We start from the raw sequence: 24,038 nt of genomic DNA, 5'->3' as shown, positions 1-24,038 counted from the left end.
GCATGGACCGCTTCTTCGTCTACCGGCCGGTGTTCGGCTGGGTCATCGCCGCATTCATCGCGCTGGGCGGCCTCATCGCCCTGCTCAACCTGCCGATCGAGCAATACCCTTCGGTGGCGCCGCCCGCGCTGAACTTGTCGTACACCTATACCGGCGCCGATTCCGAGACGCTGGACAAGAACGTCACGTCGGTGATCGAGCGTGAGATGAACGGCATCGACGGGTTCCTCTACATGAACTCCGCCAGCCGTTCGAACGGCACCGGGCAGATCACGCTTACCTTCAAGTCGGGCACCGACCTCAACGCCGCGCGCGTGGAAGTGCAGGACCGGCTGAACCGCGCCGAATCCCGCCTGCCCGCCGAAGTGCGCGCGCTGGGCATTCAGGTGACCGACAATACCGCCGGCTTCCTGATGGTGCTGGGCGTGTCTTCCGATGACGGTTCGCTCAGCCCGCTAGAGATCGGCAACTACACCAACAACAACATCGTCAACGAGATCCGCCGCGTATCGGGCGTGGGCGATGTGCAGCTGTTCGGTTCGCAATATGCGATGCGCATCTGGCTCGATCCCGCCAAGCTGACGTCCTATTCGCTGACGCCGGGCGAAGTGCTGAACGCGGTGCAGGAACAGAACAGCCAAGTGGCCGGCGGCGGCATCGGTGAACAGCCGATCACGCAGGATACCGAATTCACCGCCAAGATCGTCACCCGTGGCCGCTTCTCCACCCCCAGCCAATTTGAGGAGATCATCGTCAAGTCCAACCAGGACGGATCCACCGTGCGCCTGGGCGACGTGGCCCGCGTTGAGCTGGGCGCGGAGAACTACACCTTCAAGGCGCGGCTCAACGGCAAGGAAATCGCCGGCATGGGCGTGCAACTGGCCTCCGGCGCGAATGCCGTTGCCACCGCGACCGCCGTGCGCGAACGCATGAAGCAGCTGCAGGCGAACTTCCCGCCGGGCATGGAATGGCACGTCGCCTTCGATTCCACGCCGTTTATCAACGCCTCGATCGAATCGGTGATGCACACCCTGGTTGAGGCCATGGTGCTGGTTTTCCTGGTGATGTACCTGTTCCTGCAATCTTGGCGGGCGACGATCATCCCCGCCGTGGTGGTGCCGATCGCGCTGCTGGGCGCCTGCCTTGGCCTGCTGCTGTTCGGGTTTTCCATCAACACCCTCTCGCTGTTCGCCATGGTGGTGGCGATCGGTATCCTGGTGGATGACGCCATCGTCGTGGTCGAAAACGTCGAACGCATCATGACCGAGGAACACCTTCCCCCCCGGCTCGCCACGATCAAGGCGATGGGGCAGATCCGCGGCGCGATCATCGGCATCACGCTGGTGCTGATCGCGGTGTTCATTCCGATGGCGTTCTTCCCGGGATCGACCGGCGGCATCTACCGCCAGTTCTCGGTAACGCTGGCAGTCTCCATCTTCTGTTCGGCGCTGCTGGCGCTGACGTTCACCCCCGCGCTCTGCGCCACGCTGCTGAAGCACCGGACGGAGGCGGAGCACCGCGCCTCGCCTCCGCCGGGCTGGCGCGGCGCCCTGCCCCGCTTCTTCCGCTGGTTCAACGATCGCTTCGGCCGCGCGACCGACAGCTATACCCACCGCGTGGACGGCATGATGCGCGCACCGGTGCGCTGGCTGGCGGTCTTCGCGGTGATGGCGGTGTTGACCGTTCTGCTGTTCACCCGCCTGCCCGGCGGCTTCCTGCCGGACGAGGATCAGGGCTACTTCATGATCAATTTCGACGCCCCCGTCGGTGCCACCATGCAGCGCACGCAGGCGGTGGTGGAAGAGACCGAGGCGTTCCTGAAGAAGCAGCCGCAAGTGCGCGGCGTCGTCTCGCTGATCGGCTTCAACTTCTATGGCCAGAGCCAGGGCGCGGCGCTGTCCTTCGTCGACCTCAAGCCATGGGAAGATCGCAAGGATTCCGCCGACAAGGTGACCACGCTGATCGGCAAGACCCAGCAGTTCGTCTCCGGCCTGACCGGGGCGACCGTCTTCGCGCTGAACCCGCCCGCGATTCAGGCGCTGGGGAATGCCACCGGCTTTTCGATGAAGATCGAGGACCGTTCGGGCACGGACCGCGCCGGGCTGGTTGCCGCACGCGATGCGATCATTGCCGAGGCGGCGCAGAACAAGGTTCTGGCACAAGTCCGCCCCGATGGTCAGGGCGACGCGCCCGAACTCTACGTCGATATCGACCGGGTGAAGGCGCGCGCCATGGGCCTTTCGATCAACGACGTGAACCAGACTTTGGCGATCAGCTTCGGCTCCTACTACGCCAACGACTTCACGCGCGACGGCAATACCCTGCGCGTCTATTTGCAGGCCGATGCCGATGCGCGCATGACGCCGGACGACATCATGGCCCTGCAAGTGCGCGGCAGCGATGGGCAGATGGTGCCGTTCAGCGCCTTTGCCCGCGCCGCATGGGAATCGGGCCCGATTCAGGTGGAACGCTACAACGGCTACCCCTCGCTGACGATCTCCGGCACCGCCGCCCCCGGCCAGTCTTCGGGCAAGGCGCTGGAAGTGATGGAGGAGATCGCGGGCCGGCACCTTTCCGGCAATTTCAGCTTCGAATGGACCGGCACCGCCTATGAGGAAAAGCAGGCGGGCGGGCAGGTCGGCGCGCTGCTGGGGCTTTCGGTGATCGTCGTGTTCCTGCTGCTGGCAGCGCTCTACAACTCGTGGGGCATTCCGGTGTCAGTGCTGATGGTGGTGCCGTTCGGCATTCTGGGTGCGGTGGTCTTTACCTTGCTGCGGGGGCTCTCGGCAGACGTCTACTTCAACATCGGCATGATCACGATCATCGGGCTTGCCGCCAAGAACGCGATCCTGATCGTCGAATTCGCGATCGAGGATGAGGACGCGGGCAGTTCGCCCGATCAGGCCACTGTGGAAGCGGCCCGCCAGCGCCTGCGGCCGATCCTGATGACCAGCCTGGCCTTTATCCTGGGCATGGTGCCACTGGTGATCGCCAGCGGCGCCGGCGCGGCCAGCCGTCAGGCGGTGGGAACCGGCGTAATGGGCGGCATGATCGCGGCCACGCTGCTGGGCGTGTTTTTCACCCCGGTGTTCTACAACTTCGCGCGCAAGCACCTGAGCAAGCGGCGCGATCCCGCAGGGGAAGACGCGATCTGGCTGGAACAGCGCGAGCGCGAGGGAGGCGACCATGCGTAAGCGCGCGCTTCTCCTGACCGCTGCCGCTGTAGCCACGTTGGCAGGCTGCAATTTCGCGCCGCAGTACCACCAGCCGGTCGCCCCGATTTCGGACGCCTTTCCCAATGCCCCGTCGAGCGAGGAACTGACCCCGCTCGCCACCGAACTGGGTTGGCGGGAGTTCTTTCGCGATCCCCGCCTGCAGGCGCTGATCGCGGCATCGCTGCAACGCAATCGCGATCTGGCGCAGTCCTATGCCCGCATCGAACAAGCGCGCGCGCAGTACCGCATTCAGGCGGCGGATCGCCTTCCCGCGATCGACGCCAGTGGATCCGCGACGCGGCGGCGCACGCCGACATCGGTATTGGGCGCCACCGGGCAGACCACCGGTGCGGACCTGCCCGACGGTATCGACTATTCCGAATACGGCGCCAACATTGGCGTCACTTCGTTCGAACTCGACCTGTGGGGCCGGGTGCGCAACCTGACCGAAGCGCAGCGCCAGTCCTGGCTGGCCTCGGTGGAAGGGGCGCGGGCGTTCCGCATCTCTCTGATCGCACAAGTGGCTGCCACTTACTTCGACATCCGCAGCGGAGAGGACCGGATCGACCTTGCCCGCCGCAGCATAGAAGTTCGCCGCGAAGGCGCGCGCATTGCCAAGCTGCGACTGGATGCGGGCGTCACCTCCACGGTCGATTACGATCAGGCGGTGCTGCTGCAGACGCAGGCGGAAAGCGAACTGGCCGACATCCAGCGCACCACCGAACAAGCGCAGAACCTGCTGGACGTGCTGGTCGGCGGGCCGATCGCCACCCCACTGCCGACCGGGCTTGCCCTTTCGGACCAATTGCTGCCGATCGCGCCGGGGCTGCCATCCGCCCTGCTGCTGAACCGGCCGGACGTGCTTCAGGCCGAGCACAACTTGCGCGGGGCCAACGCCAATATCGGCGCGGCGCGGGCAGCGTTCTTCCCCACGATTTCCTTGACCGCAGCGTTCGGCTTCGGCTCCACCGCGCTGTCCGAACTGTTCAAGGGCGCGAACCAGAGCTGGAGTTATGGTGGGGCGATCGACCTGCCGATCTTCAACTGGGGCAAGCGCGAAGCCCAGCTTAAGCTGAGCAAGGCTCAGGCCGAGGAACTGACCGCCGCCTACCAGAAGACGGTGCAGACCGCCTTTCGCGAAGTGGCCGACGGCCTGGTCGGTCGCCAGCGCTATGCCGAACAGATCGAGACGCAACAACGCACGGTGGAGGCGCAGCAGCGCCTCGCTCACACCGCCCGGCTGCGGTACGACAACGGCATTTCGATCTACCTTGAAGTGCTGGATGCCGAACGCAACTTGTTCTCGGCCAACCAGACGCTGATCCAATTGCGGGCGACCGAATTGCAGAACGCCGTCAGCCTCTATGCCGCATTGGGTGGCGGCCAGGAGGAAATGGTCCAGAGCGTGCCAAGCGACACCCCGTAACCGGGCAGGACCACGCCCGCACAAGTTGACGCTTTGGTTGACACAGTTGACACGGTTCAGGGCATGAACCGTCACCTTGTGCAAAAGTGTCACCTTACCCTGCAAAACCGTCACCTTGCCGCCGCCGCTGTCGCAAGGCGCCGCCGACCTCTCTCCAGAACGACGATAGGCTTCAAAAGCAAGGATATCCGCGCGATTCATGCCGCACGGTACGCCCAATTGCCCGGTGTAGGAAAATGCGCCCCGCCCGCTGCGGCCACAAATCCGCCTCAATCCGGGGCCGGCCATGACGAGCCTGTCACATTTGTGAACGCCGACACACCGCGCCATTAATTTTGAGTACACCCTTGCTCTACCATAGCAAATTCCATCCAAGGCGTTGCTCGATAAACATATCACCCCCCGAAATGCCCGAGCAACACGACAGACATGATTGCCGCAACGCACGATAAATCGAAATAATATCGATTTATTGAACGATGAACGTCACCTTGGTGGATTTATATTTATAATATATAGTTTCAGATGAGGACTATTATGAAGTACATCGTTCTTTCGGCTGCTGCCGCTCTCGCTGCTTCGGCTTCGGTTCCTGCCTTCGCGCAGGACGGTGAGCCTTTCACGGGCCCGCGCGCCGGAATCACCATGGGTTTCGACAAGATCCAAGGCGATGAAGGCTTCTCGTATGGCGTGAACGCCGGTTACGACATCGGCGTGGCCCCGCGCATCACCATCGGCCCCGAAGTGACCCTGGGCGATTCCACCGCCGACAGCGCGACCACCGACGTCAGCCGTGACCTCACCGCCTCGCTGCGCGCCGGTTACGTGGTGACGCCGAAGGTCCTCGCCTTCGCCAAGGTGGGCTACACCAACACCCGCTTCGAGCCCAATGCCGGCGGCAACTACTCGCTGGAAGGCGTGCGCTACGGCGGCGGTCTTGAGTATGCAGTGACGCCGAAGACCTACATCTCGGCCGAATACCAGCGCACCGAATATGAAGCCAACTTCGGCGGCCGCGACGCCGGCGTGGTCGGCATCGGCTACCGCTTCTAAGGCTTCCAACCCGCCACCGAGACGGGAAGGCTGAAATGACGGGGAGGGTTGTCCTGCGGGATGGCCCTCCCCGTTTCGTTTCGGCAGAGCGTGGAACACCGGAACACGCTCTGCTAGAGCAGTTTTCAACCCGACTGCGTCGGATCGACTGCTCTAAGTTTTTGGTTTGTAGCATTTTCCGAGTCATCAGGTGATTCCACCTGATTAGAAAATGCTATAAAAAAAGGGCCCGGCACGCTCCGTCCTGAACGCACCGGGCCCTCCCCTGTCGCCCATCCGCCCGCTGCGGCCGGCCAAGCCCCCTCAAGCCGGCGCGGCAGGTGTGTTCGCGATCAGGCCATCAGCACTTTGTCCAGCGCCAGACGGAACTTCTGCATGTCTTCCGCCGAGCCCACCGTCACGCGCGACATCGAGGGATAGGCGCTCCACGAGCGGCCGATCTGCACGTTCTGAGCGAGCAGTGCTTCCATCATCGCCTTGGGCGCCTTGCCGCCCCAATCGACCATGAACATGTTCGCGTGGCTGCCGGGAAGGACCTTCAGCCCGCGCTTCTCGATATGGGCGATGGTTGCCTCACGCGCGGCGATCATCTGGTCGCGGCGGGCCTTGATCTGATCGGCCAAGGTCAGCGAGGCAGTGCCGCAGGCCACGGCGGTCATCGGCAGCATCGCAGTGACCTGCCCGCCGTCGTAGCGCATCATCTTTTCGTGCAGCGCCTTGGAACCGAGGGTCAGGCCAAGGCGCATGCCGGCCATGCCGAACAGCTTGGAGAACGTGCGCATCACCAGCACATCGTCGCGCGAAGCGGCCAGTTTCGCGGCGTTTTCGGTGCCGGCGAAGTGGATATAGGCCTCATCCACCAGCAGGATCGCGTCCTTGGGCTTGTTCTCGGCCAGCCAGGTGATGTCGGCAATCGGGGTCAGCGTGCCGGTGGGGTTGTTGGGCGAGCAGATGTAGTAGAGCCCGGCATTGGGATCGGCCGCCAGCATCGCCTTCACGTCGTGGCGATAGTCCGAGGTGAGCGGCACTTTGGTTACCTTTGCGCCGATCCATGCGCCGGTGCGCCAGATCGCTTCGTAGGTCGGGTCCGCCGTCACGATCCCGCGCGAGGGCGAGGCGAAAGTGATCGCGGTGCGGCTGAGCGGATCGCTCGATCCCGGCCAAGCGACCACCCGGTCCTGCGGAATGCCTTCGACCTGAGCGACGGCGGCGAACAACTTCTCATGTTCGCCATTCGGTTCGTAGCGGTTGCCTTCGGTGACGATGGCCATGGCGGCCTGCGCGCCGGCGGGCAGCGGGCCTGTCCAGCACTCGTTGGCGCCGATGCGCACGGCGCCGGCCACGGCCTTGGCCGCCTGCTGGGCCCCGGCCGGCATCGCTTGTGCCACCGCCATGCCGCCGCCCAGCAGCGCCGCGATCTTGCCCAGGTTGCGGCGCGAATAGCCGCGCGCCAGCAGGTCCTGCGTTACCTCTTCACCGCCGATACGCTCGGCCAGCATCTCTTGCTCAAGCTGCATCTTTCAAACTCCTTCTCGAAACAGGTGGTTGGCAGTTTTCCGGGATTTCATCAGATTTTCAGGGCCCTAGATTTTCAGAGCATTGTGGAACATCACCATGGAGATCACGATCAGGTAGATGCCGAAGACGCGCTTCAGCATGCGAGGCTCCAGCCAGTGCGCGGCGGCGACGCCCAGCGGCGCGGTGAGGATCGACATCGAGGCGATAGCCAGCGTCGCGGGCATGTTCACGAAGCCGAGCGAGCCCCAGGGCAGGCCCTTTTCGTGCATCCCGATGATCGCGAAACCGATGGCGCTGGGGATGGCGATCAGCGTGCCCACGCCCGAAGCGGTGCCTACCGCGCGGTGGATGGAACGGCCGCAGAGCGTCATCACCATGATCGCGATGGTGCCGCCGCCGATGCCGAGCAGCGAGGAAAACGTGCCAAGCCCGCCGGCGATGCCCACGCGCAGCATGCCGGTGGGCATCTGGTCGGTGATCACCTTGTCACCCACGCGCGGCAGCAGGAAGTTCAGGCTCATCAGCAGCACGCCGGAGGCGAAGACCATGGTCAGCACTTTGCCGTCGACATGGCTGGCGAGCACGACGCCCACGCCGTCGCCCAGTATCACCCAGGGCGCCCAGGATTTGAGGATTTCGAAGTCCACCGATCCACGCTTGGCATGGCTCATGACCGATCGGATCGAGGTGACGATGATGGTCGCCGCCGAAGTGCCGATGGCGACATGCGCGTATTGCGCATGGTCGCCGCCCAGCAGCGGCAGCATCAGCAGCAAAGCGGGCACGACGATGAAACCGCCGCCAATCCCGAAGACGCCGCCGGCGAAACCGGCGACGAGGCCGGCCACCAGCAGCCCGACTGCGGGGATCAGCCAGCCCATTTCAGATAGCATCACTATCGCAACTCCCTGAAAAATCAAATAAACGGCACTGCTTCCGTATTTCTGCGGAAGCAGTGCCAGGACTTTATCGATCAGAACTTCACGGTGACGCGGCCGTAGTAGTATCCACCATTGATACCGTAAGGCGAAATGGTGGGATATACGTTGGACGCATAAGAACTTGAGCCTGACGCCAATTGCGCGGCACGGATATTCTCGTAGGACCGCTTGGTCGGATACTTGTTGAACAGGTTGTTCGCGCCGATCGAGAGCTTGATGTTCTCGGTAGCCTTCAGTCCCAGTTCCAGATCGGTGATGAAGGCGGACTTGACCGGCACCTTCAGGTCCTGCCCGGCGATGGGGCTGCCGCCCGGCGCGGTTTCCAGCGCGTAGACCTTCGAATAGAAGCTTTCCCGCAAGTTCACGCTGAACAGGCTCGATTCCCAATAGCCGCCCAGCGTCGCGCGGAATTTCGGCGTGCTGTGCTCCAGCGTGACGACGTTGTACTTGCTGATCAGCGCCGACTTCGAAGGATCGACCGTGCTGGTGTAGAGCGCGTCGGGCAGATCGGCGATCTTCTTCACCTTGTTGTCGTTGTAGTTCGCCGAAAGCGTCCAGTTGATCTCGCCAATGCCGGTGGGCATGTCGTAACTGGCCATGAAGTCCACGCCGCGCGTGCGCATATCGGCGCCGTTGACGAAGGTCTGCACCGCCACGGTGCCGCTGGTGTTGCGCGCGCCGTTCACGTCCGTCAGCACATAACTTGGGATCTCGCCGCCCAGCGCGCTGGCGACCGCGTCGTAGACCGCCTGCTGGTTGTAGAGGTTGTAGTTGTCCGAAGTGTAGGGAACGCAGCTAGCGGCGCTCGATCCTGCATAGCCGGCCGGACAGTATTGACCGTAGAAGCCGTAGAACGAGCTGGAGATCATGATGCGATCGCGGATCTCGATCCAGTAGGCATCGATAGTGACGCTGACGCGCGGGCTGGGCGTGAAGACGATGCCGGCGCTGAAGTTGGTGGACTTTTCAGGCTTCAACCCACCGAATCCGAGCGAGGCCGCCGCCGGGGAGTTGGCGGGAAGCACGCCCGAAACCGAGCTGGGGCCGACGTTGATGCCCGAATAGAACCCTTCCGCCAGCGTCGGCGCGCGGAAGCCGGTGGACACCGTGCCGCGCACCGCGAACATCTCCGAAATGTCGTAGCGCGATGTCAGCTTGAACACGGTGGTGTCGCCGAAATCGCTGTAGTGTTCGTGGCGGACCGCGCCATCGACCAGCCATGCCTCGACCGGCTTCAGCGAAATGTCGAGGTATTGCGAGAAGTTGGTGCGGTGATAGTTGCCCGCGTCGTTCGGGCTATAGCCGAAGAACGACTGCGCGCCGCTGCCGTAGTACGAGGCCGGATCGCCGGCAACGATGCCGTACGTCTCGCGCCGCCATTCCAGACCGCCGGCGATGTTCATCGGTTCCGCCAGCCCGATGTCGACCGGGTAGGTCAGGTCGAGCGTGTTGCTCCACTGCGATGCCTTGAAATCGCCGTTGTGGAATTCGGTCGGCGTGAAGCCGGTGGCCTTGTAGAGCGCGGCATTGGCCGAATTCTCGACATAGACCTTCACCAGATCGTTGCCGTAGGTGGAGGCAAGGTCGAAATCGAGATCGCCGAACTTGCCCTTTACCCCGCCAGACACCGAGTAATCGGTCTCGCGCACGGCTTCCAGCGGCGCGAAACCGGTGGGGAACAGCGGCACGCCCGCTGCCGAAACGACGATGCCCGGCGTGCGGTAATTCTCGTAAGCGCGGGCGTACTTGTGGCCGTAGCTGCCGAAGCTGTAGAGTTCGAAATCGCCCGAGGTCCAACCGGCATTGTACATCGCGGTGGTCTGTTCGATCTGCGGATCGCCAGCGATGCGGTTGACGTAAGGATAGTTGTCGGCGTTGACCACGTCGGGATACCTGGCAAGGTTGCCCCGGGCCACCGCATTGTCGCCATAGACGCGCGGATCGATGTCGCCGCGGAAGCTGAAGCCCTTCTTCTTCTTCTGGACGGTCAGATTGACGTAGGAATCCTCGATCGGGGCGAAGCCGACATTGCCCGATACGCTGTAGGTGTCGCCGCCCTCATCCATGTATTGACCGGCGGTGCCGCTGATCAGGCCGCCGTGGTCGTTGTCCTTGAGGATGATGTTGATGACGCCGGCGATGGCATCGGTGCCATATTGCGCGGCGGCGCCGTCCTGAAGAACTTCGATGTGGCCGATCGCATCGTTCGGAATGAAGCTCATGTCCGGCGCGGCGCTGCCGCCGTAAGGGCCGCCGGCGACCGAGACGTTGGCGGTGCCGTGGCGGCGCTTGCCGTTGATCAGGATCAGCGTGTGGTTGGGCGAAAGGCCGCGCAGCTTCATCTGCAGGTTGTGCGCCTGAAGATCGCTGCCGAAGGCCTGCGCCTGGATCGAAGGCAGGTTCTGGGCAAGGCTCTGGATCAGGTCCGGTTGGCCGGTTCGCGCCAGAACTTCCGCGCTCATCAGCTGGATCGGCGCCGGGCTTTCGGTGGCCTTCATGCCGATCGTGCGCGTGCCGGTGACGATGATCGCGCCGCCGGAACCGTCTGCCGCCGCCTCTGCCGCGGCCGGTTCGGCGGGCTCATCCGCCCGTGCCGAAACCGATCCCAATAAAAGCGCTGCCCCCAGCGCGCCTGTCGATACGGATACCCTGTATTTCATCTAGGCCCCCTTGCCTGGTTTTCATCCACGGTTGCGGCCTCTCCCTGGATTCTCGCGATCGTCGGCGCCTGCGCACGGTGCAGGCATGCGCTTCCCCGTCCGGCACGCCGTCATGGGTGGCGGCCGGCAAGCGGCTGTGAGCCGCTTTGGAACAGGCGTGCGCGCGAACACTCCCCAGCCCACCCCCCCGGCGACTGGAAATGCATGTGCCCGGGCAGCAACGCCGCGAGTTTCAGTTCATTTGGGAAACGGTGCGACCCGCAGGCGATCCTTGCGCACAGCGATGCGCAAGAGCGGCTTGGCGGCGATCACATTACCTGCAGGATCCTGACGCGCAGGACACACCCGAGCAGCGTCGGCCAAAGCCGGCAACTCTATTGCCGGGGTGACAAACCCCGCCCCGCAGACACACTAAAATGCGACCACGTTTCCAAAATTAAAATTCTGTAGGATTAAAATGCACCAAGAAACGATTTAGAGAATGCGTTCTTCGGATCACAACAGGTACGCGAATGCATTTTGAACATCGACCAGCCCCCTCATAAGTTGGTCTAACGCGTTCCTATCGGACACCGCCCCCGGAAATTATGTTTCGTTTCTGTTACACGACCGTATTTGAATTCATCCCGGTGTCAACGCCGCCTCGTGCGATTTTCGCACGCTCAAGTTTATGTGCGCCGTTCGTCAATTTTGCATCTCGCGCATGAGGTGGGCGGCAATGGCGGAAATCCGCCCAATCCCTATTTTGGACTGGATAGTTCGTCTCATGAATGGGACAGTCGTCCCGCGTGAAGGACTCGTTCCGCATTGCGTCCACCCCCGCCGGTCACAGCTTCGGCAGGCCGGCAACGGACGAGACGGGCCTTCAAGGCAGCAGGATTCGTACCGGCGGAGAGGACGATGACGATGGCCAGCGACAAGCTGACGCATAGCGACCGGGTCTTGAATACCGTGCAGCAGGGCAATGCCGCAGCCACATCCTCGCTGGCGGCGTCCTGGTGCCGTTCGGCCTTGCACCACGGCCTCGATCCCGCCGCCTCGCGCAAGCAGGAGCGGCTGGGTGCCGCCTCTCTGGCGGGTCTGCGCGAAAGCAATGGCGAGTTGATCGCCGCCGCCGCGCCGGTGCTGGACCAGCTGTTCGGCAATGTCGGCCGCACCGGCTGCTGCGTGATCCTGTCCGATATCGACGGCGTAGTGCTGGAGGCGCGATCGACCGCCGGCGATTCACCGCTGTTCGATGCCATCGGGCTGGTTCCGGGCGGTCGCTGGGGCGAATCGGCGGAAGGCACCAACGGCATCGGCACCTGTCTTGTCGAACAGCGCCCGGTAACGATCCTGCGCGGCGAACATTTCGCCAGCCGCAACATCGGCGTCAGTTGCATGGACGCTCCGGTGTTCGATCCCGAAGGGCGGCTGGTCGCCGCGCTGGACGTGTCGAGCGCGCGCGCCGAACATGGCGAAGCGCTGGCCGCGCTGGTCGCCGCGTTGGTGCAGGACGCCGCCCGCCAGATCGAGCGGGACTTCTTCTGCATGCGCTATGCCGATGCGCGGATCGTCTATAGCCCGGATCGGCCGGACAGCCAGCGACGCGGACGCGGCGTGGCCTTGCTGGCCGTCGACCGCGACGATCTGGTGATCGGCGCCACCCGCGCCGCACGGCTGAACTTTGGGCTGGGCAATCGCCCCTTCGACCGGCCGCGCCCGCTGGCCGATGTGATCGGCGACGGTTCCAGCAGCTTCGACGACAGCGAGCGCGCGATCCTGCGGCAGGCATTGGCCCGGTCCGGCGGCAACGTGACGCAGGCCGCTCGCGAACTGGGGATCGGCCGAGCGACGATGTACCGGCGCATGGAGCGCGTGGGGATGTCTCCGGGGCAATAGGCGGACTTTCGCGGTAGAGGACGTTACCCCTCCTTCGTCATTGCGAGCGCAGCGAAGCAATCCAGGGGCGGTGAGCGCCGCTCTGGATTGCTTCGCTGCGCTCGCAATGACGAAGGGTGGGGTTTGAGGATCGCTCAGAGCAAGACCCTTCCGCGATGCCCCGGCAGCGGCCGAATATGCCCAGCGCAATTCCCATGTCTCACCTTCGAGACACTGGACGCGGCGGCTTGCGCCCTCCCACTGTCGGACCGGCTCCGGCGCTGACACCTTGATCCCAAGGCCGGGCATCCCGCCGGACCATAGAGAGAGGATCACGCCATGTCGGAAGCACAAGTCACTGAACGCCCCTCGGTGCTGGTGGCACCCTTCGCCAAGAGCTATGACAACTTCATCGGCGGCAAGTGGGTCGCCCCCGTCGCTGGCCGCTATTTCGACAATGTCAGTCCGATCACCGGCCTGCCCGTCTGCCGCGTCGCCCGTTCGGATGCGGACGATATCGAACTCGCGCTCGATGCCGCCCATGCAGCGAAGGACGGCTGGGGCCGCACGCCGGCCGCAGAACGCTCGCTGATCCTGCTGCGCATTGCCGACCGGATGGAGCAGAACCTCGCCAAGCTGGCCACGGCCGAGACGTGGGACAACGGCAAGCCGATCCGCGAGACGACCGCCGCCGACATTCCGCTGGCCATCGATCACTTCCGCTATTTCGCCGGCTGCATCCGCGCGCAGGAAGGCTCCATCGGCGAGATCGACGATGACACCATGGCTTATCACATCCACGAGCCGCTGGGCGTGGTCGGCCAGATCATCCCGTGGAACTTCCCGATCCTGATGGCCGCGTGGAAGCTGGCCCCCGCGCTGGCCGCCGGCAACTGCGTGGTGCTGAAGCCGGCCGAACAGACCCCGGCATCGATCCTCGTCCTGGCCGAATTGATCGCCGATATCCTGCCGCCGGGCGTGCTCAACATCGTCAACGGCTTTGGCATCGAGGCAGGCAAGCCGCTCGCCAGTTCGAAGCGTATCGCCAAGATCGCCTTCACCGGCGAAACCTCCACCGGCCGCCTTATCATGCAATACGCCAGCGAGAATCTGATCCCGGTCTCTCTGGAGCTGGGCGGCAAGAGCCCGAACATCTTCTTTGCCGACGTCTGCGCGGAAGATGACGATTTCCTCGACAAGGCGATCGAGGGCTTCGTGATGTTCGCGCTCAATCAGGGGGAAGTCTGCACTTGCCCCAGCCGCGCGCTGATCCAGGAATCGATCTACGACAAGTTCATGGAAAAGGCGCTGAAGCGCGTCGCCGCGATCCGGCAGGGCAGCCCGCTGGAAATGGAGACGATGATCGGCGCGCAGGCATCGCAGGAACAGCAGGAAAAGATCCTGCGCTACCTCGACATCGGGCGCGACGAAGGGGCCGAGGTGCTGATCGGCGGCGCGGCGGCGCAACTGGGCGGCGATCTTTCGGGCGGCTTCTATGTCCAGCCCACGGTGTTCAAGGGCCACAACAAGATGCGCATCTTCCAGGAGGAGATCTTCGGCCCGGTCGTCTCCACCACCACTTTCCGCACGCAGGAAGAGGCGCTGGAGATCGCCAATGACACGATGTTCGGCCTGGGCGCGGGCGTGTGGAGCCGTGACATCAACACCTGCTACCGTTTCGGCCGCGCCATTCAGGCCGGGCGCGTCTGGACCAATTGCTATCACGCCTATCCCGCGCATGCGGCCTTCGGCGGCTACAAGCAATCCGGCATCGGGCGGGAGACGCACAAGATGATGCTCGATCACTATCAGCAGACCAAGAACCTGCTTGTCTCGTATAGCCCGAAGAAGCTTGGCTTCTTTTAAGGGTCGCACCCGTCCGGCGCGCGGCGATTGCCCGCGCCGGACGGCAAACCTTCAGGGGCGCCTTCAGGGGCGTGGATCGAGCAAAGGCGGAGCCGCAACGTGGACCGGCTGCGTCCTGACGCGGGAGCGGACGCTGCGTGCCAGCCGGTGCGAAGGCCGCTCCACCGTCCAGTAAAGCACCCAGGCGCCGGCGATGCACACGACCATGATCAGGCCCAGGCAGGCGAAATCCGCCATCAGCCCCTGCCCGGCCAGCCGGTGCACGACGAAGTCCGCCCCCTGCATCAGCGGCACATGGATCAGGTAGAGGCTGTAGGAAATGGTGCCCAGGAACTGCAGCCAGCGCCAGTTGAGGCCCGTCTCCGCCCAGCCCGTCCACGCCGCGCCGAACAGCAGCAGCGCCACCAGCGCGGGCATCTTTTCGAAGCCCGTGCCCGTCATCAAGGCCAACACCAGCACGATAAGCCCCAGCAGCGCGACTTCCGAATCCAGGGCCCGGCGCGCCATGACGCCGACGTAGAACACCGCCCAGTGTTCCACGAAAAGGCCGTGCCACCCGCTGCCCACCAACCTCAGTGCCGAAGCCATCGCCAGTGCCCAGGCCGCCACGGCCATCCACCGCGCGGGCACCGTCAGGATCAGCGCGAAGACGAGGTAGAACTGGAACTCGTAAGTCAGCGTCCAGTAGACGATGTTGATTTCCGGAACGCGCAGGATTTCCTGCAGGTAGAATACATGCGCCAGCACATCGCCCACCGAGGGGGGATTGAACGGCCGATGGTGGTAAAGCGCGGTCAGCAGCACGAAAGCGATCGTCGCCAACATCGATGCCCAGTAGGCCGGATCGAGCCGGATCGACCGCCCCAGCATGAACATGCCCACTTTGCCCGGCGTCATCGTCACCCCGGCAAGCCCGTGCGCGATGACGAAGCCGCTCAGCGTGAAGAACACCGATACCGCGAAATAGTCGTTGAACATCGAAAACGGCATCGCGGCCAGGATACTGGGGACATGGCCGCCCTGAATGGCGTGGAACAGCAGCACTGCGATCGACGTAAGTCCCCGCAGTCCTTGGACAATGGTATAATTCACCCGTTTTTCCGCCATCTCGCCATCATGACAGCGCGGCCATGCCAAGCGCAACGAAGCGGACCGAGGACGTTGATCGCGGACCTGAAAAATCGCCATCCACCGCAATGCGCGGCCGGAGGAGTCTCGGCCTGCCGCAGCTAACTGGCCGGATCGTACATGAATTCGCGCAGTTCCTGCGCACATCGGCACGCCACCGCAATCCTGCGCGCCCACTCCACCGCCGCTTCGCGCGTGGGCAGTTCCAGTACTGTGAAACCGCCCTTCAGATGGCTGCCCGGATAGATCTGCGACGAAACCGATCCATTGGCCGAAACCAGCACCGGATCGACGCTTTCCTCGATCCCGCCGCCGAAGACATAGACGCCGGCGGACTTCGCCTCCTCGATCACTGCACGCGCTGCCGCCGCGACGATCGGGAATTCCTCATCCGTCAGCACCATGGCTTCGCTGGGAAAGGAGATGAGGTACTTGGTCATCCCGTGATTATGCGCCCGCTCCCGAATGCCAACAAGAGGACGGCGATGCGGTGATTTTCGGGGAAATTGGCGCGCCCGACAGGGTTCGAACCTGTGACCCCAAGCTTAGAAGGCTCGTGCTCTATCCAGCTGAGCTACGGGCGCGCGCCGCGTCCCCATAGCGCGGTTCTCCGCACACGCAAACCGGGCATCGGAATGATCCCCGCACAACTTGTGCTTTGCCGAACGATCCCGGCAGGTTACGCATGGCCCCCGATGAGCGAAGTAGACCTTACAGGACGGGGCCTTTCCCGTATCGACGGCATGGCCGGCGCCCGGCGCCATTTCCGCTATTTCGACTATGTGATGGTCGCCTTCGTGGTGATCCTGCTGCTCTCCAACCTGATCGGCGCGGCGAAGCAGGCGGAAGTGAATTTCCCCGTGTTCGGCCCCATCACCTTCGGCGCGGGCGTGCTGTTCTTCCCGGTATCCTACATCATCGGCGACGTGCTGACCGAGGTTTACGGCTACGCGAACGCCCGCCGCTGCATCTGGGTGGGCTTCTTCGCGCTGCTGTTCATGGTGCTGATGAGCGTGGTGGTGGTGAACATCCCCGCCAATGCCGAATGGGCCCTAGCCTCCTCGACCTACATCGTGGAGGGCAAGCAGGTGACGGCGCCGAACCAGGCCGCCTATTACTCGATCTTCGGCCAGACGCCGCGCATCGTCTTCGCCTCCGTCTGCGCGTTCTGGGCGGGTGAGTTCGTCAACTCCTTCGTCCTTGCCCGCATGAAGATCATGACGCAGGGCAAGCACTTGTGGACGCGCACCATCGGTTCGACGATCTTCGGCGAAGGCGTGGACAGCGCGCTGTTCTACCCCCTCGCCTTCCTGGGCGTGGCAGGCTTCACGCCGCATTCGATCGTGCTGCTGGCGCTGACGCAGTGGGCGATCAAGACCGGCTGGGAAGTGGTGCTGACCCCGGTGACGTATGTGGTGGTCGGCTGGCTGAAGAAGCGCGAAGGCGTGGACGTGTTCGACAGCAATGTGGACTTCTCCCCCTTCGCCAAGGCGCGCAAGGCGGCTGCTGCAACCACCGAATAAGCCGCGCGCGCGACTTGGCATCACCGGTTGGCCCCGGTAGGTCCGCCGCAGCCATGCTCGACCGCATCCTCCTGTCCCGTTTCCGCAACCACCGTGAGACCGCGGTGGAAGGCACGGCGCAGTTCAACCTGCTGGTGGGCGAAAACGGCGCGGGCAAGACCAATGTGCTGGAGGCGATCTCACTGCTTTCGCCCGGCCGCGGCCTCCGCCGCGCCGCGCTGGCGGACATGCCAGGCCAGCAATTCGACGGCGGCTTCGCGGTCAGCGCATCGCTGATCGTGCCCGGCAGCGAACCCGTCCGCCTCGGCACCGGCGTCGCGCCCGAACGGCCCGGACGGCGGCTGGTGCAAGTAAACGGCGCGGAGGCCCCGGCCGTGCGGCTGGCCGAATGGCTCTCGATCGGCTGGCTGACCCCGGCGATGGACCGGCTCTTCGTGGAAGGCGCCGGCGCAAGGCGGCGCTTCCTCGACCGGATGGTCATGGCGGTGCGCCCCGATCACGCCAGCCACGCCACCCGCCTCGAAAACGCCCTGCGCGAACGCAACCGCCTGCTCTCGGACGAGTACGCCCCCGATCCGCGCTGGCTGGACGCCATCGAGACCCAGCTTGCCGAAAGCGGCGCGATGGTCGCCGCCGCCCGCGCCGAACTGGTGGAGCGACTGGAAACGACGCTGGCCGCGCTACCGGACTCTCCCTTCGCACGCCCCTCGCTGGCCTATCAGGCAGGCGGGCCGATCGAAGCCGAAGCCCTCGCTCGCGCCCTGCGCGATGGCCGCCCGCGCGAACGCGCCGCCCAGCGCACGCTCACCGGCCCGCACCGCGACGAAGTGCTGGTGACGATGGCGGGCAAGCGCCAGCCTGCCGCCGAATGCTCGACCGGCGAGCAGAAGGCGATGCTGATCGCGATCACGCTGGCGCACTCGCAATTGCTGGAGGGCGACACCGAACAACGCCCGCGCCTGCTGCTGCTGGACGAAGTGGCCGCCCACCTCGACCCGCTGCGCCGCGAAGCCCTGTTTGACCGCCTGCGCGCCGGATCGGCGCAAGTCTGGCTGACCGGCACCGAACTGGCCCCGTTCGACGCCATCGCGAAAGAAGCGGCAATATGGGAAGTCAGCGCGGGCGCGGTGCGGCGGCTGGGTTAACATTCAGTCGTACTAGCCTCGCAAGGTATTCCCTCGCTTGACGCCGCGCTGCCGATCTTGGCAGAGGAAGGTCGACTTTTTAGGGGGTTAACTTGCGTTATAAATTCCTGATCCTCGCGGCGACTGCCGCGTGGAGCGTTTCTGCTTCGGCTCAAGCGGCGCCGGCCGGCATCACCTACGACTGCGACACGGCGGCAGATCACTATTCCGAACTCGTGCTTCCCGCGCCGGCAGGGCAGTTCGTTGTAAAGGGGAAGGTCAAAATTCTTACGACTGAGAAGAACACGACTTTCGTTCCGCAGACCCGGCTCGTCATCGGCAATCCGCCGGCCAGTCCCGGCTCTGCATCCACCACCAGCGCCGGCTTTTCGCTGACCGCACTTCCGGCGAAGGCGCTGGGCATCAAGACCGCTGCCAAGGACGCGATTGTCCAGTTCACTCAGCTGGAAAACACGCGAGACGGCAAGCGGACCGAAGCCGACCCGACCGGCATGGGCGCGCCTGCGGAAATTCCATTCGCTGTGACTTATGACGGGGCCGCAGTCACCACCAAGGCTTCCGAGAATTCAGGCGCAACCCCGCTGCAACTGGGCGGCGCAGTCGTGCGGATCACCTGCTCCACGGGCGAATTTCTCTACACCGATCTCGTGATCGAAGCCCTTCCCGCAAAGGCGGGCTGATCCCGCTAGAGAGCGGCGGGCGGAGGATGACTTCCGACCGCCGCTTTTGCCGCGTGACCACCTTCCAATCCCGCTCAGGCTGAGCTTGTCGAAGCCCCCTGAGCCGTGGCGCAACATCATCATGCTTCGACAGGCTCAGCATGAGCGGCAGTGAAAGAGCCAAATTCGCTTAATCACACGCTCATTTCCTCCCATCCCCGCGAAGGCGAGCGACGGAATTGGAAGCTGGCTTATTGCGGCTATCCCGCCGACTATTTCGCCCCCGCCGTCTTCGGCAGTGCGTCCGCCACATCGTCAACCGTTGCCGTCACGATCTCCTCGACGCCGATGGCAGTGGGATGCACGTGATCCTTCTGCAGCAGGTCCGGCTTGTCGATCACCGGCTGGAGGAAGAACGGCACCAGCACCGCGCCGTATTTCTGCGCGAGCTGCGGATAGATCGGGTTGAACTGCGCGGCATAGTCCTTGCCCAGATTGGGCGCGGCCATCATGCCCAGCAGCACCACGCGAATGCCGTCGCCCTTGAGCCGCTTGAGGATCGCCTCAAGGTTCTGGCGCGTCTGTTCGGGCGGGAGGGAGCGCAGCATGTCATTGCCGCCAAGGCTGACGATCGCCAGTTCGGGCTTTACCGGCTGGCTTTTCAGCGTGAAGTCCAGCCGCTCCAGCCCGGCCGCGGTAGTGTCTCCCGAGACGCCGGCATTGGTGATCCGGGCATTGATCCCCTTCGCGCGCAGGGCGTTTTCCAGCCGCGCGGGATAGCTCTCGCCGTCTTCCAGACCGTAGCCTGCCAGCAGCGAATCCCCGAAGGCCAGGATCGGCCGCTCCGGCCCCATCACCGGGATCGGCGGCGGCGCGTCGAGCGCACTGGTGCTCTGTTCGGAGGCCGGCGGCGCGGCCTTGTCGCAGGCGGCCAGGGCCAGCGGCAGGATCAGGGAAGCCCCGAGGAGGACGATCGCTTTGGCGCGCAAGGGTTTCTCCGGTGAAATGACTTGTGGAACGGCAAGCTGCACACCCATATGGGGCACGTGACCGATCCTGCCCAGCCCCGCATCGCCCTTTCCGTCCACGCGCAAGACCTGCGGCTCACGCTGGGAAGCGGCGAGAGCGCGGTGGAAATCCTGAAGGGCATCGACCTGGCCGTGCCGCAGGGGCAGACGCTGGCGCTGCTGGGGCCGTCCGGATCGGGCAAATCCTCGCTGATGTCCGTGCTTTCCGGGCTGGAGCGGGCCTCGTCCGGCGCGCTGCATGTCGCGGATCAGGACTTTTCGGCAATGGACGAGGATGCGCTGGCCCGTTCGCGGCGCGGCCGGATCGGCGTGGTGCTGCAGGCCTTCCACCTGCTGCCGACGATGACCGCGCTGGAAAACGTGATGACCCCGCTGGAACTCGCCGGGATCGACGGCGCGCGCGAGCGAGCGGAGGCGGAACTGGCCGCCGTTGGCCTTGGCCACCGCCTCCACCATTACCCGGCGCAGCTTTCGGGCGGCGAGCAGCAGCGCGTGGCGATTGCCCGCGCGCTCGCGCCGCGCCCCTCGCTGGTCTTTGCCGACGAGCCGACCGGCAATCTGGACGCCGCGACCGGCCACACGATCATCGATCTGCTGTTTGCTCGCCGTGCGGAGGCCGGCGCGACGCTGCTGATCATCACTCACGACGAAAGCCTCGCCCACCGCTGCGAGCGTGTGGTGACTTTGGCCGATGGCCGGATCGCGAGCGACACCCTTGCGGCCTGAGCGCACGATTTCATGGCGGACCGCGTGGACGCTGGCCCGGCGTGACCTGTCGGCCCGCTTCAAGGGCCTGCGTCTGCTGCTGGTCTGTCTGTTCCTGGGCGTTGGCGCTCTGGCCGCCATCGGCAGCCTGACCGGATCGATCGAGCACGAACTGGTCGCGCGCGGGCGGCAGGTGCTGGGTGGCGATCTGGAATTGCGGACGTGGCAGCGGACGCTGTCCGACGCGGAACTGAAGGCGCTCGGCACTTACGGCACGGTGTCGCGGGGCTATCGCCTGCAAGCCATCGTCCGCAAGGGCGAGCTGACCGCGCCGGTCGCACTGAAATCGGTGGACGCGAATTGGCCGCTCTATGGCCGCCTGACCTTGAAGGATGGGCGCCAAGTCGGCGCTCCGCCGGAAGGGACGATCTGGCTGGCCGAAGGCACCGCAGCGCGGCTCGAAGTGAAGCCGGGCGACACCGTGACGGTGGCCGAAGTGCCGCAGAAAGTCGGCGGGATCATCGATTCCGACCCCGAAACGCTGTCGGAGGGCTTCTCCTTCGGCGACACTGCGATCACCACGCTTTACCTGCCCGACCGCGCCGGGCTGACTACTACGGGCGCGATGTATCGCGGCGCGGTGCGCGTGAAGTTCGCCGATCCCGCGCGCGATCCCGACGCGGTTTTCGATGCGATGAAGCGCAAGTTCGGCGAATCCACGTTCGACGCCCGCACCCGCAAGGCCGCCTCTCCTTCCACGCAGCGTTTCGTCAGCCGGATGGGGCAGTTCCTCTCACTGGTCGGGCTTGCCGCACTGGCAATTGCCGGGATCGGTATCGGCGGCGGGGTGTCGTCCTACCTCGAAGCGCGGCGCACCAGCATAGCCACGCTGAAGGTTCTCGGCGCAACGAGCCGTGACATTGCGCGGGTCTACCTGCTCCAGGTGGGCGCGGCGGCGCTGGCGGGCAGCCTTGCCGGCCTGCTGGTGGGCGTGGCGGTGACACCCTTGCTCGCCCATGCGCTGGGCACTCTGCTGCCGGTGGAGGCGGGCTTCACGCTCTCCCCCTTCGCGCTGCTGACCGCTGCAGCCTATGGCCTGCTGGTGGCGCTGGTCTTCGCCGCCCCGCCGCTGGCCCGCGCGCGGAGTTTCCCGGCGATGGCGCTGATGCGCGCCCGCGTTTCGCCGCTGGCCGCCCGCCGCAGGGCATGGGTGATCCCTGTCGGGCTCGGCCTTGCCGCCATCGTCGCGCTGGCCATGCTCAATGCCACGCAGCCACTGGTGACGGCGGGGTTCCTTGGCGGCGCGGCGCTGATGCTTGGCCTGCTGGCGCTGCTGGGCACCGGCATTCGCTCGCTTGCCGCCCGCCTGCCGCGTCCGCGCAATCCGCTGTTGCGCTCCGGGCTCGCCAATCTCCACCGCCCCGGCGCGCAGACCGGCGCACTGGTGACGGCGCTGGGCTTCGGGCTTTCGGCTTTCGTGCTGATCGCCGGCGTGCAGACCAGCCTGGACGCCAATATCCGCAAAACCGTGCCGGACCGCGCGCCCGACTACTTCGTGCTCGATATCCCGCAGGACGGCGCGCAGGCCTTTCACGATCTGGTCGCGCAGGAAATTCCCGGCGCGACCTCGCACATCGTCCCCAACTTGCGCGGCCGCATCCTCGCCTATGGGCCGAAGGACCACATGACGCGCGTGGCCGATCTGAAGGACATTCCCGATGAGGCCTGGGCGCTGAAGGGCGAGCGCGGGCTCACCTACTCCGCCTACCTTCCCGAAGGCAGCACCGTCACCTCCGGCCAATGGTGGCCGGCGATCTGGCGCGGTGAACCGCTGGTTTCGCTGGACGAGAAGTTCGCCCAATCGGTCGGCCTGAAAGTGGGCGACTATGTGACCGTCAGCCTGCTCGGGGTGGAGCGCACCGCGAAAGTGGCCGCGCTGCGCAGGATCGACTGGGACACGATGGGACTGAACTTCGTGCTGGTGTTCTCCCCCAACACGCTGGCCGATGCCCCGCACAAGCTGGCCGCGACCATTCAGGCGCCGCCGGGACACGCGAACACGAAACTGCTGCCGCGCCTTGCCCGCATGTTCCCGTCAAGCTCGGTGATCGAGACCGGCACCGTGCTCAGCGAAGCGCGCGACCTGCTCGATCAGATGAGCGTGGCGATCCTTGCCACCGCATCGGTCGCGGTGCTGGCAGGCCTCGCCGTGCTGCTGGGCGCCATCGCCGCCGCGCGGGCCAGCCGGACTTACGACAATGTGATCCTGCGCGTGCTGGGCGCGAGCCGGGGGCAGTTGCTGACGATCCAGTTGGTCGAATACGGTGTGTTGTCAGTGGTGCTGGCAGCGGTCGCGCTCGCTCTTGGCAGCGCGATGGCCTGGGCGGTGATCGTCAAGCTGTTCGAATTCGACTGGCTGCCCGACTGGCCGCGCGTGTTCGCGGTGCTGGGCGCCGGCCTTGTGCTGGTGCTGGCCTTCGCCCTCGCCGGATCGCTGCCGCTGTTGCGGGCGAAACCGGCAAGGGCGCTCAGGGAGCTTTAGGCGAACACGCCTTCGTCGACATGCTGTGCTTCGCGCGGATCGCGCGTCTTGTAGACGAGTGTGCTGGCAATGACGTCGTGCAGGCCCTGCTTGCGTTCGGTGACGCCCACCATGATGTAGCCGATGAAGAGGATCAGGCCGGACAGGATCTTGGCGAAGTAACGACCCGTGGCGCGCAGGAAGCTGATCCGGTTTCCGTGCAGGTCGGTAACCACCAGCCCGACCGCCAGCTTGCCAATCGTGCCTTGCCATGGCGAGCTTTCGAGCCCGGCAAAGTAGAGCCACTGTAGGACCAACGATACGGACAAATTGAGCATCAGGATACCGAACATGGCGCCCGGATTGCTTTCCAGGGCCATCATCGAAGCCATGCCAAAACCGAAGATCGCCGATATCACATTCGTCACGATCGACAGGACCACGACATCGATCACGTAGGCGAGCACTCGCCACCAGAAGCCGCCGAAAGGTACCACGATTTCCCCCTTTGAAATTTCGGAGGCACAATAACGCCCGGTTGCGGGACCGCAACCGCCAGTGGTTTCAGAAAAAGCCAACTCTGCAGAGCACGATACGGCCAATAAAATGGGGCGCGCATTGCTGCGCGCCCCTTGCCAGTTTGCAATCCTCCGCGTCTCCTCCCCGCCGCGTAAGGACCGCTTTCACGTTCCGGACTTGCGCCGGTAGCGTGCCGCCACGTCCTGCAACGCGGCTGGTTCCTCCTGATGTTCGCAAGCCTGAAGAATAACCGCCGCGAAGAATCCGACTC

17 protein-coding genes and 1 tRNA gene are annotated in these 24,038 nt (G+C 64.6%); 10 read left to right on the top strand and 8 right to left on the bottom strand.

Translation table 11 applies throughout. The annotated features are described in order from the left end of the window. The first annotated feature begins 2 nt into the window (after positions 1-2). The 3 genes from ACZ1JV_RS12705 (at position 3) to ACZ1JV_RS12695 (ending at position 5,694) form a co-directional block, all read left to right on the top strand. On the top strand, positions 3-3,194 hold the full coding sequence (locus ACZ1JV_RS12705; protein WP_465136008.1) for a multidrug efflux RND transporter permease subunit: 3,192 nt from the start codon (positions 3-5) through the stop codon (positions 3,192-3,194). Beyond that, complete coding sequence (locus tag ACZ1JV_RS12700; protein ID WP_465151830.1) at positions 3,187-4,641, top strand: efflux transporter outer membrane subunit; 1,455 nt, start codon at positions 3,187-3,189, stop codon at positions 4,639-4,641. Before ACZ1JV_RS12705 ends, ACZ1JV_RS12700 begins: the two co-directional genes overlap by 8 nt. 537 nt (positions 4,642-5,178) lie before the next feature. Continuing rightward, positions 5,179-5,694, top strand: a complete 516-nt coding sequence (locus ACZ1JV_RS12695) for a porin family protein (protein WP_465151829.1) — start codon at positions 5,179-5,181, stop codon at positions 5,692-5,694. 332 nt (positions 5,695-6,026) lie between these two features. Here the strand turns inward: ACZ1JV_RS12695 and ACZ1JV_RS12690 are convergent, their stop codons facing one another. The 3 genes from ACZ1JV_RS12690 to ACZ1JV_RS12680 all read right to left on the bottom strand — a co-directional run bounded on the left by ACZ1JV_RS12690 (position 6,027) and on the right by ACZ1JV_RS12680 (position 10,813). Further along, complete coding sequence (locus ACZ1JV_RS12690) at positions 6,027-7,211, bottom strand: pyridoxal phosphate-dependent aminotransferase (protein ID WP_465151828.1); 1,185 nt, start codon at positions 7,209-7,211, stop codon at positions 6,027-6,029. Positions 7,212-7,277: 66 nt separating this feature from the next. Beyond that, positions 7,278-8,105 carry a sulfite exporter TauE/SafE family protein gene (locus ACZ1JV_RS12685; RefSeq protein ID WP_465138579.1) on the bottom strand — a complete coding sequence of 276 codons (828 nt, stop codon included), beginning with the start codon at positions 8,103-8,105 and terminating at the stop codon, positions 7,278-7,280. Positions 8,106-8,185: 80 nt separating this feature from the next. Next, positions 8,186-10,813, bottom strand: a complete 2,628-nt coding sequence (locus tag ACZ1JV_RS12680; protein WP_465151827.1) for a TonB-dependent receptor plug domain-containing protein — start codon at positions 10,811-10,813, stop codon at positions 8,186-8,188. Between the two features lie 900 nt (positions 10,814-11,713). Here ACZ1JV_RS12680 and ACZ1JV_RS12675 point away from each other — a divergent pair. Together ACZ1JV_RS12675 and adh are read left to right on the top strand one after the other, a co-directional pair. Continuing rightward, the gene (locus ACZ1JV_RS12675) at positions 11,714-12,694 is read left to right on the top strand and encodes a helix-turn-helix domain-containing protein (protein WP_465151826.1); all 981 of its coding nucleotides are present in this window, start codon (positions 11,714-11,716) and stop codon (positions 12,692-12,694) included. Positions 12,695-13,012: 318 nt separating this feature from the next. Beyond that, entirely contained in the window at positions 13,013-14,539 is a 1,527-nt protein-coding gene (gene adh / locus ACZ1JV_RS12670; RefSeq protein ID WP_465151825.1) for an aldehyde dehydrogenase, read from the top strand. Positions 14,540-14,602: 63 nt separating this feature from the next. Here adh and ACZ1JV_RS12665 read toward each other — a convergent pair whose 3' ends face one another. The 3 genes from ACZ1JV_RS12665 to ACZ1JV_RS12655 all read right to left on the bottom strand — a co-directional run bounded on the left by ACZ1JV_RS12665 (position 14,603) and on the right by ACZ1JV_RS12655 (position 16,251). Then, entirely contained in the window at positions 14,603-15,631 is a 1,029-nt protein-coding gene (locus ACZ1JV_RS12665; RefSeq protein ID WP_465151824.1) for an acyltransferase family protein, read from the bottom strand. Positions 15,632-15,768: 137 nt separating this feature from the next. Next, a complete protein-coding gene (locus ACZ1JV_RS12660; RefSeq protein WP_465151823.1) occupies positions 15,769-16,107 on the bottom strand; it encodes a YciI family protein in 339 nt (112 codons plus the stop codon). A gap of 67 nt (positions 16,108-16,174) precedes the next feature. Next, a tRNA-Arg gene (locus ACZ1JV_RS12655) sits at positions 16,175-16,251 on the bottom strand. Between the two features lie 111 nt (positions 16,252-16,362). Between ACZ1JV_RS12655 and ACZ1JV_RS12650 the strand changes: the two genes are divergently transcribed. The 3 genes from ACZ1JV_RS12650 to ACZ1JV_RS12640 all read left to right on the top strand — a co-directional run bounded on the left by ACZ1JV_RS12650 (position 16,363) and on the right by ACZ1JV_RS12640 (position 19,015). After that, positions 16,363-17,190, top strand: a complete 828-nt coding sequence (locus ACZ1JV_RS12650) for a queuosine precursor transporter (RefSeq protein ID WP_465151822.1) — start codon at positions 16,363-16,365, stop codon at positions 17,188-17,190. Between the two features lie 53 nt (positions 17,191-17,243). Continuing rightward, positions 17,244-18,335, top strand: coding sequence for a DNA replication/repair protein RecF (gene recF / locus ACZ1JV_RS12645; protein ID WP_465151821.1), 1,092 nt, complete (start codon positions 17,244-17,246; stop codon positions 18,333-18,335). Positions 18,336-18,427: 92 nt separating this feature from the next. Beyond that, the gene (locus ACZ1JV_RS12640; protein WP_465151820.1) at positions 18,428-19,015 is read left to right on the top strand and encodes a hypothetical protein; all 588 of its coding nucleotides are present in this window, start codon (positions 18,428-18,430) and stop codon (positions 19,013-19,015) included. A 251-nt stretch (positions 19,016-19,266) separates the two neighbouring features. Here the strand turns inward: ACZ1JV_RS12640 and ACZ1JV_RS12635 are convergent, their stop codons facing one another. After that, positions 19,267-20,031, bottom strand: coding sequence for an arylesterase (locus ACZ1JV_RS12635; RefSeq protein ID WP_465152561.1), 765 nt, complete (start codon positions 20,029-20,031; stop codon positions 19,267-19,269). Between ACZ1JV_RS12635 and ACZ1JV_RS12630 the strand changes: the two genes are divergently transcribed. Then, complete coding sequence (locus ACZ1JV_RS12630) at positions 20,032-20,748, top strand: ABC transporter ATP-binding protein (RefSeq protein WP_465151819.1); 717 nt, start codon at positions 20,032-20,034, stop codon at positions 20,746-20,748. Then, positions 20,714-23,269, top strand: coding sequence for an ABC transporter permease (locus ACZ1JV_RS12625; RefSeq protein ID WP_465151818.1), 2,556 nt, complete (start codon positions 20,714-20,716; stop codon positions 23,267-23,269). Before ACZ1JV_RS12630 ends, ACZ1JV_RS12625 begins: the two co-directional genes overlap by 35 nt. Here ACZ1JV_RS12625 and ACZ1JV_RS12620 read toward each other — a convergent pair. Further along, positions 23,266-23,745 (bottom strand): RDD family protein, encoded by a 480-nt coding sequence (locus tag ACZ1JV_RS12620; RefSeq protein WP_465151817.1) that lies wholly within the window; start codon positions 23,743-23,745, stop codon positions 23,266-23,268. The genes ACZ1JV_RS12625 and ACZ1JV_RS12620 overlap by 4 nt on opposite strands. Positions 23,746-24,038 lie beyond the last annotated feature (293 nt).

The sequence above is a fragment of the Novosphingobium sp. BL-S-19 genome, assembly GCF_055521675.1.
Note: the sequence above shows the minus strand (reverse complement) of the source record. Positions and strands in the feature narration are given on the sequence as shown.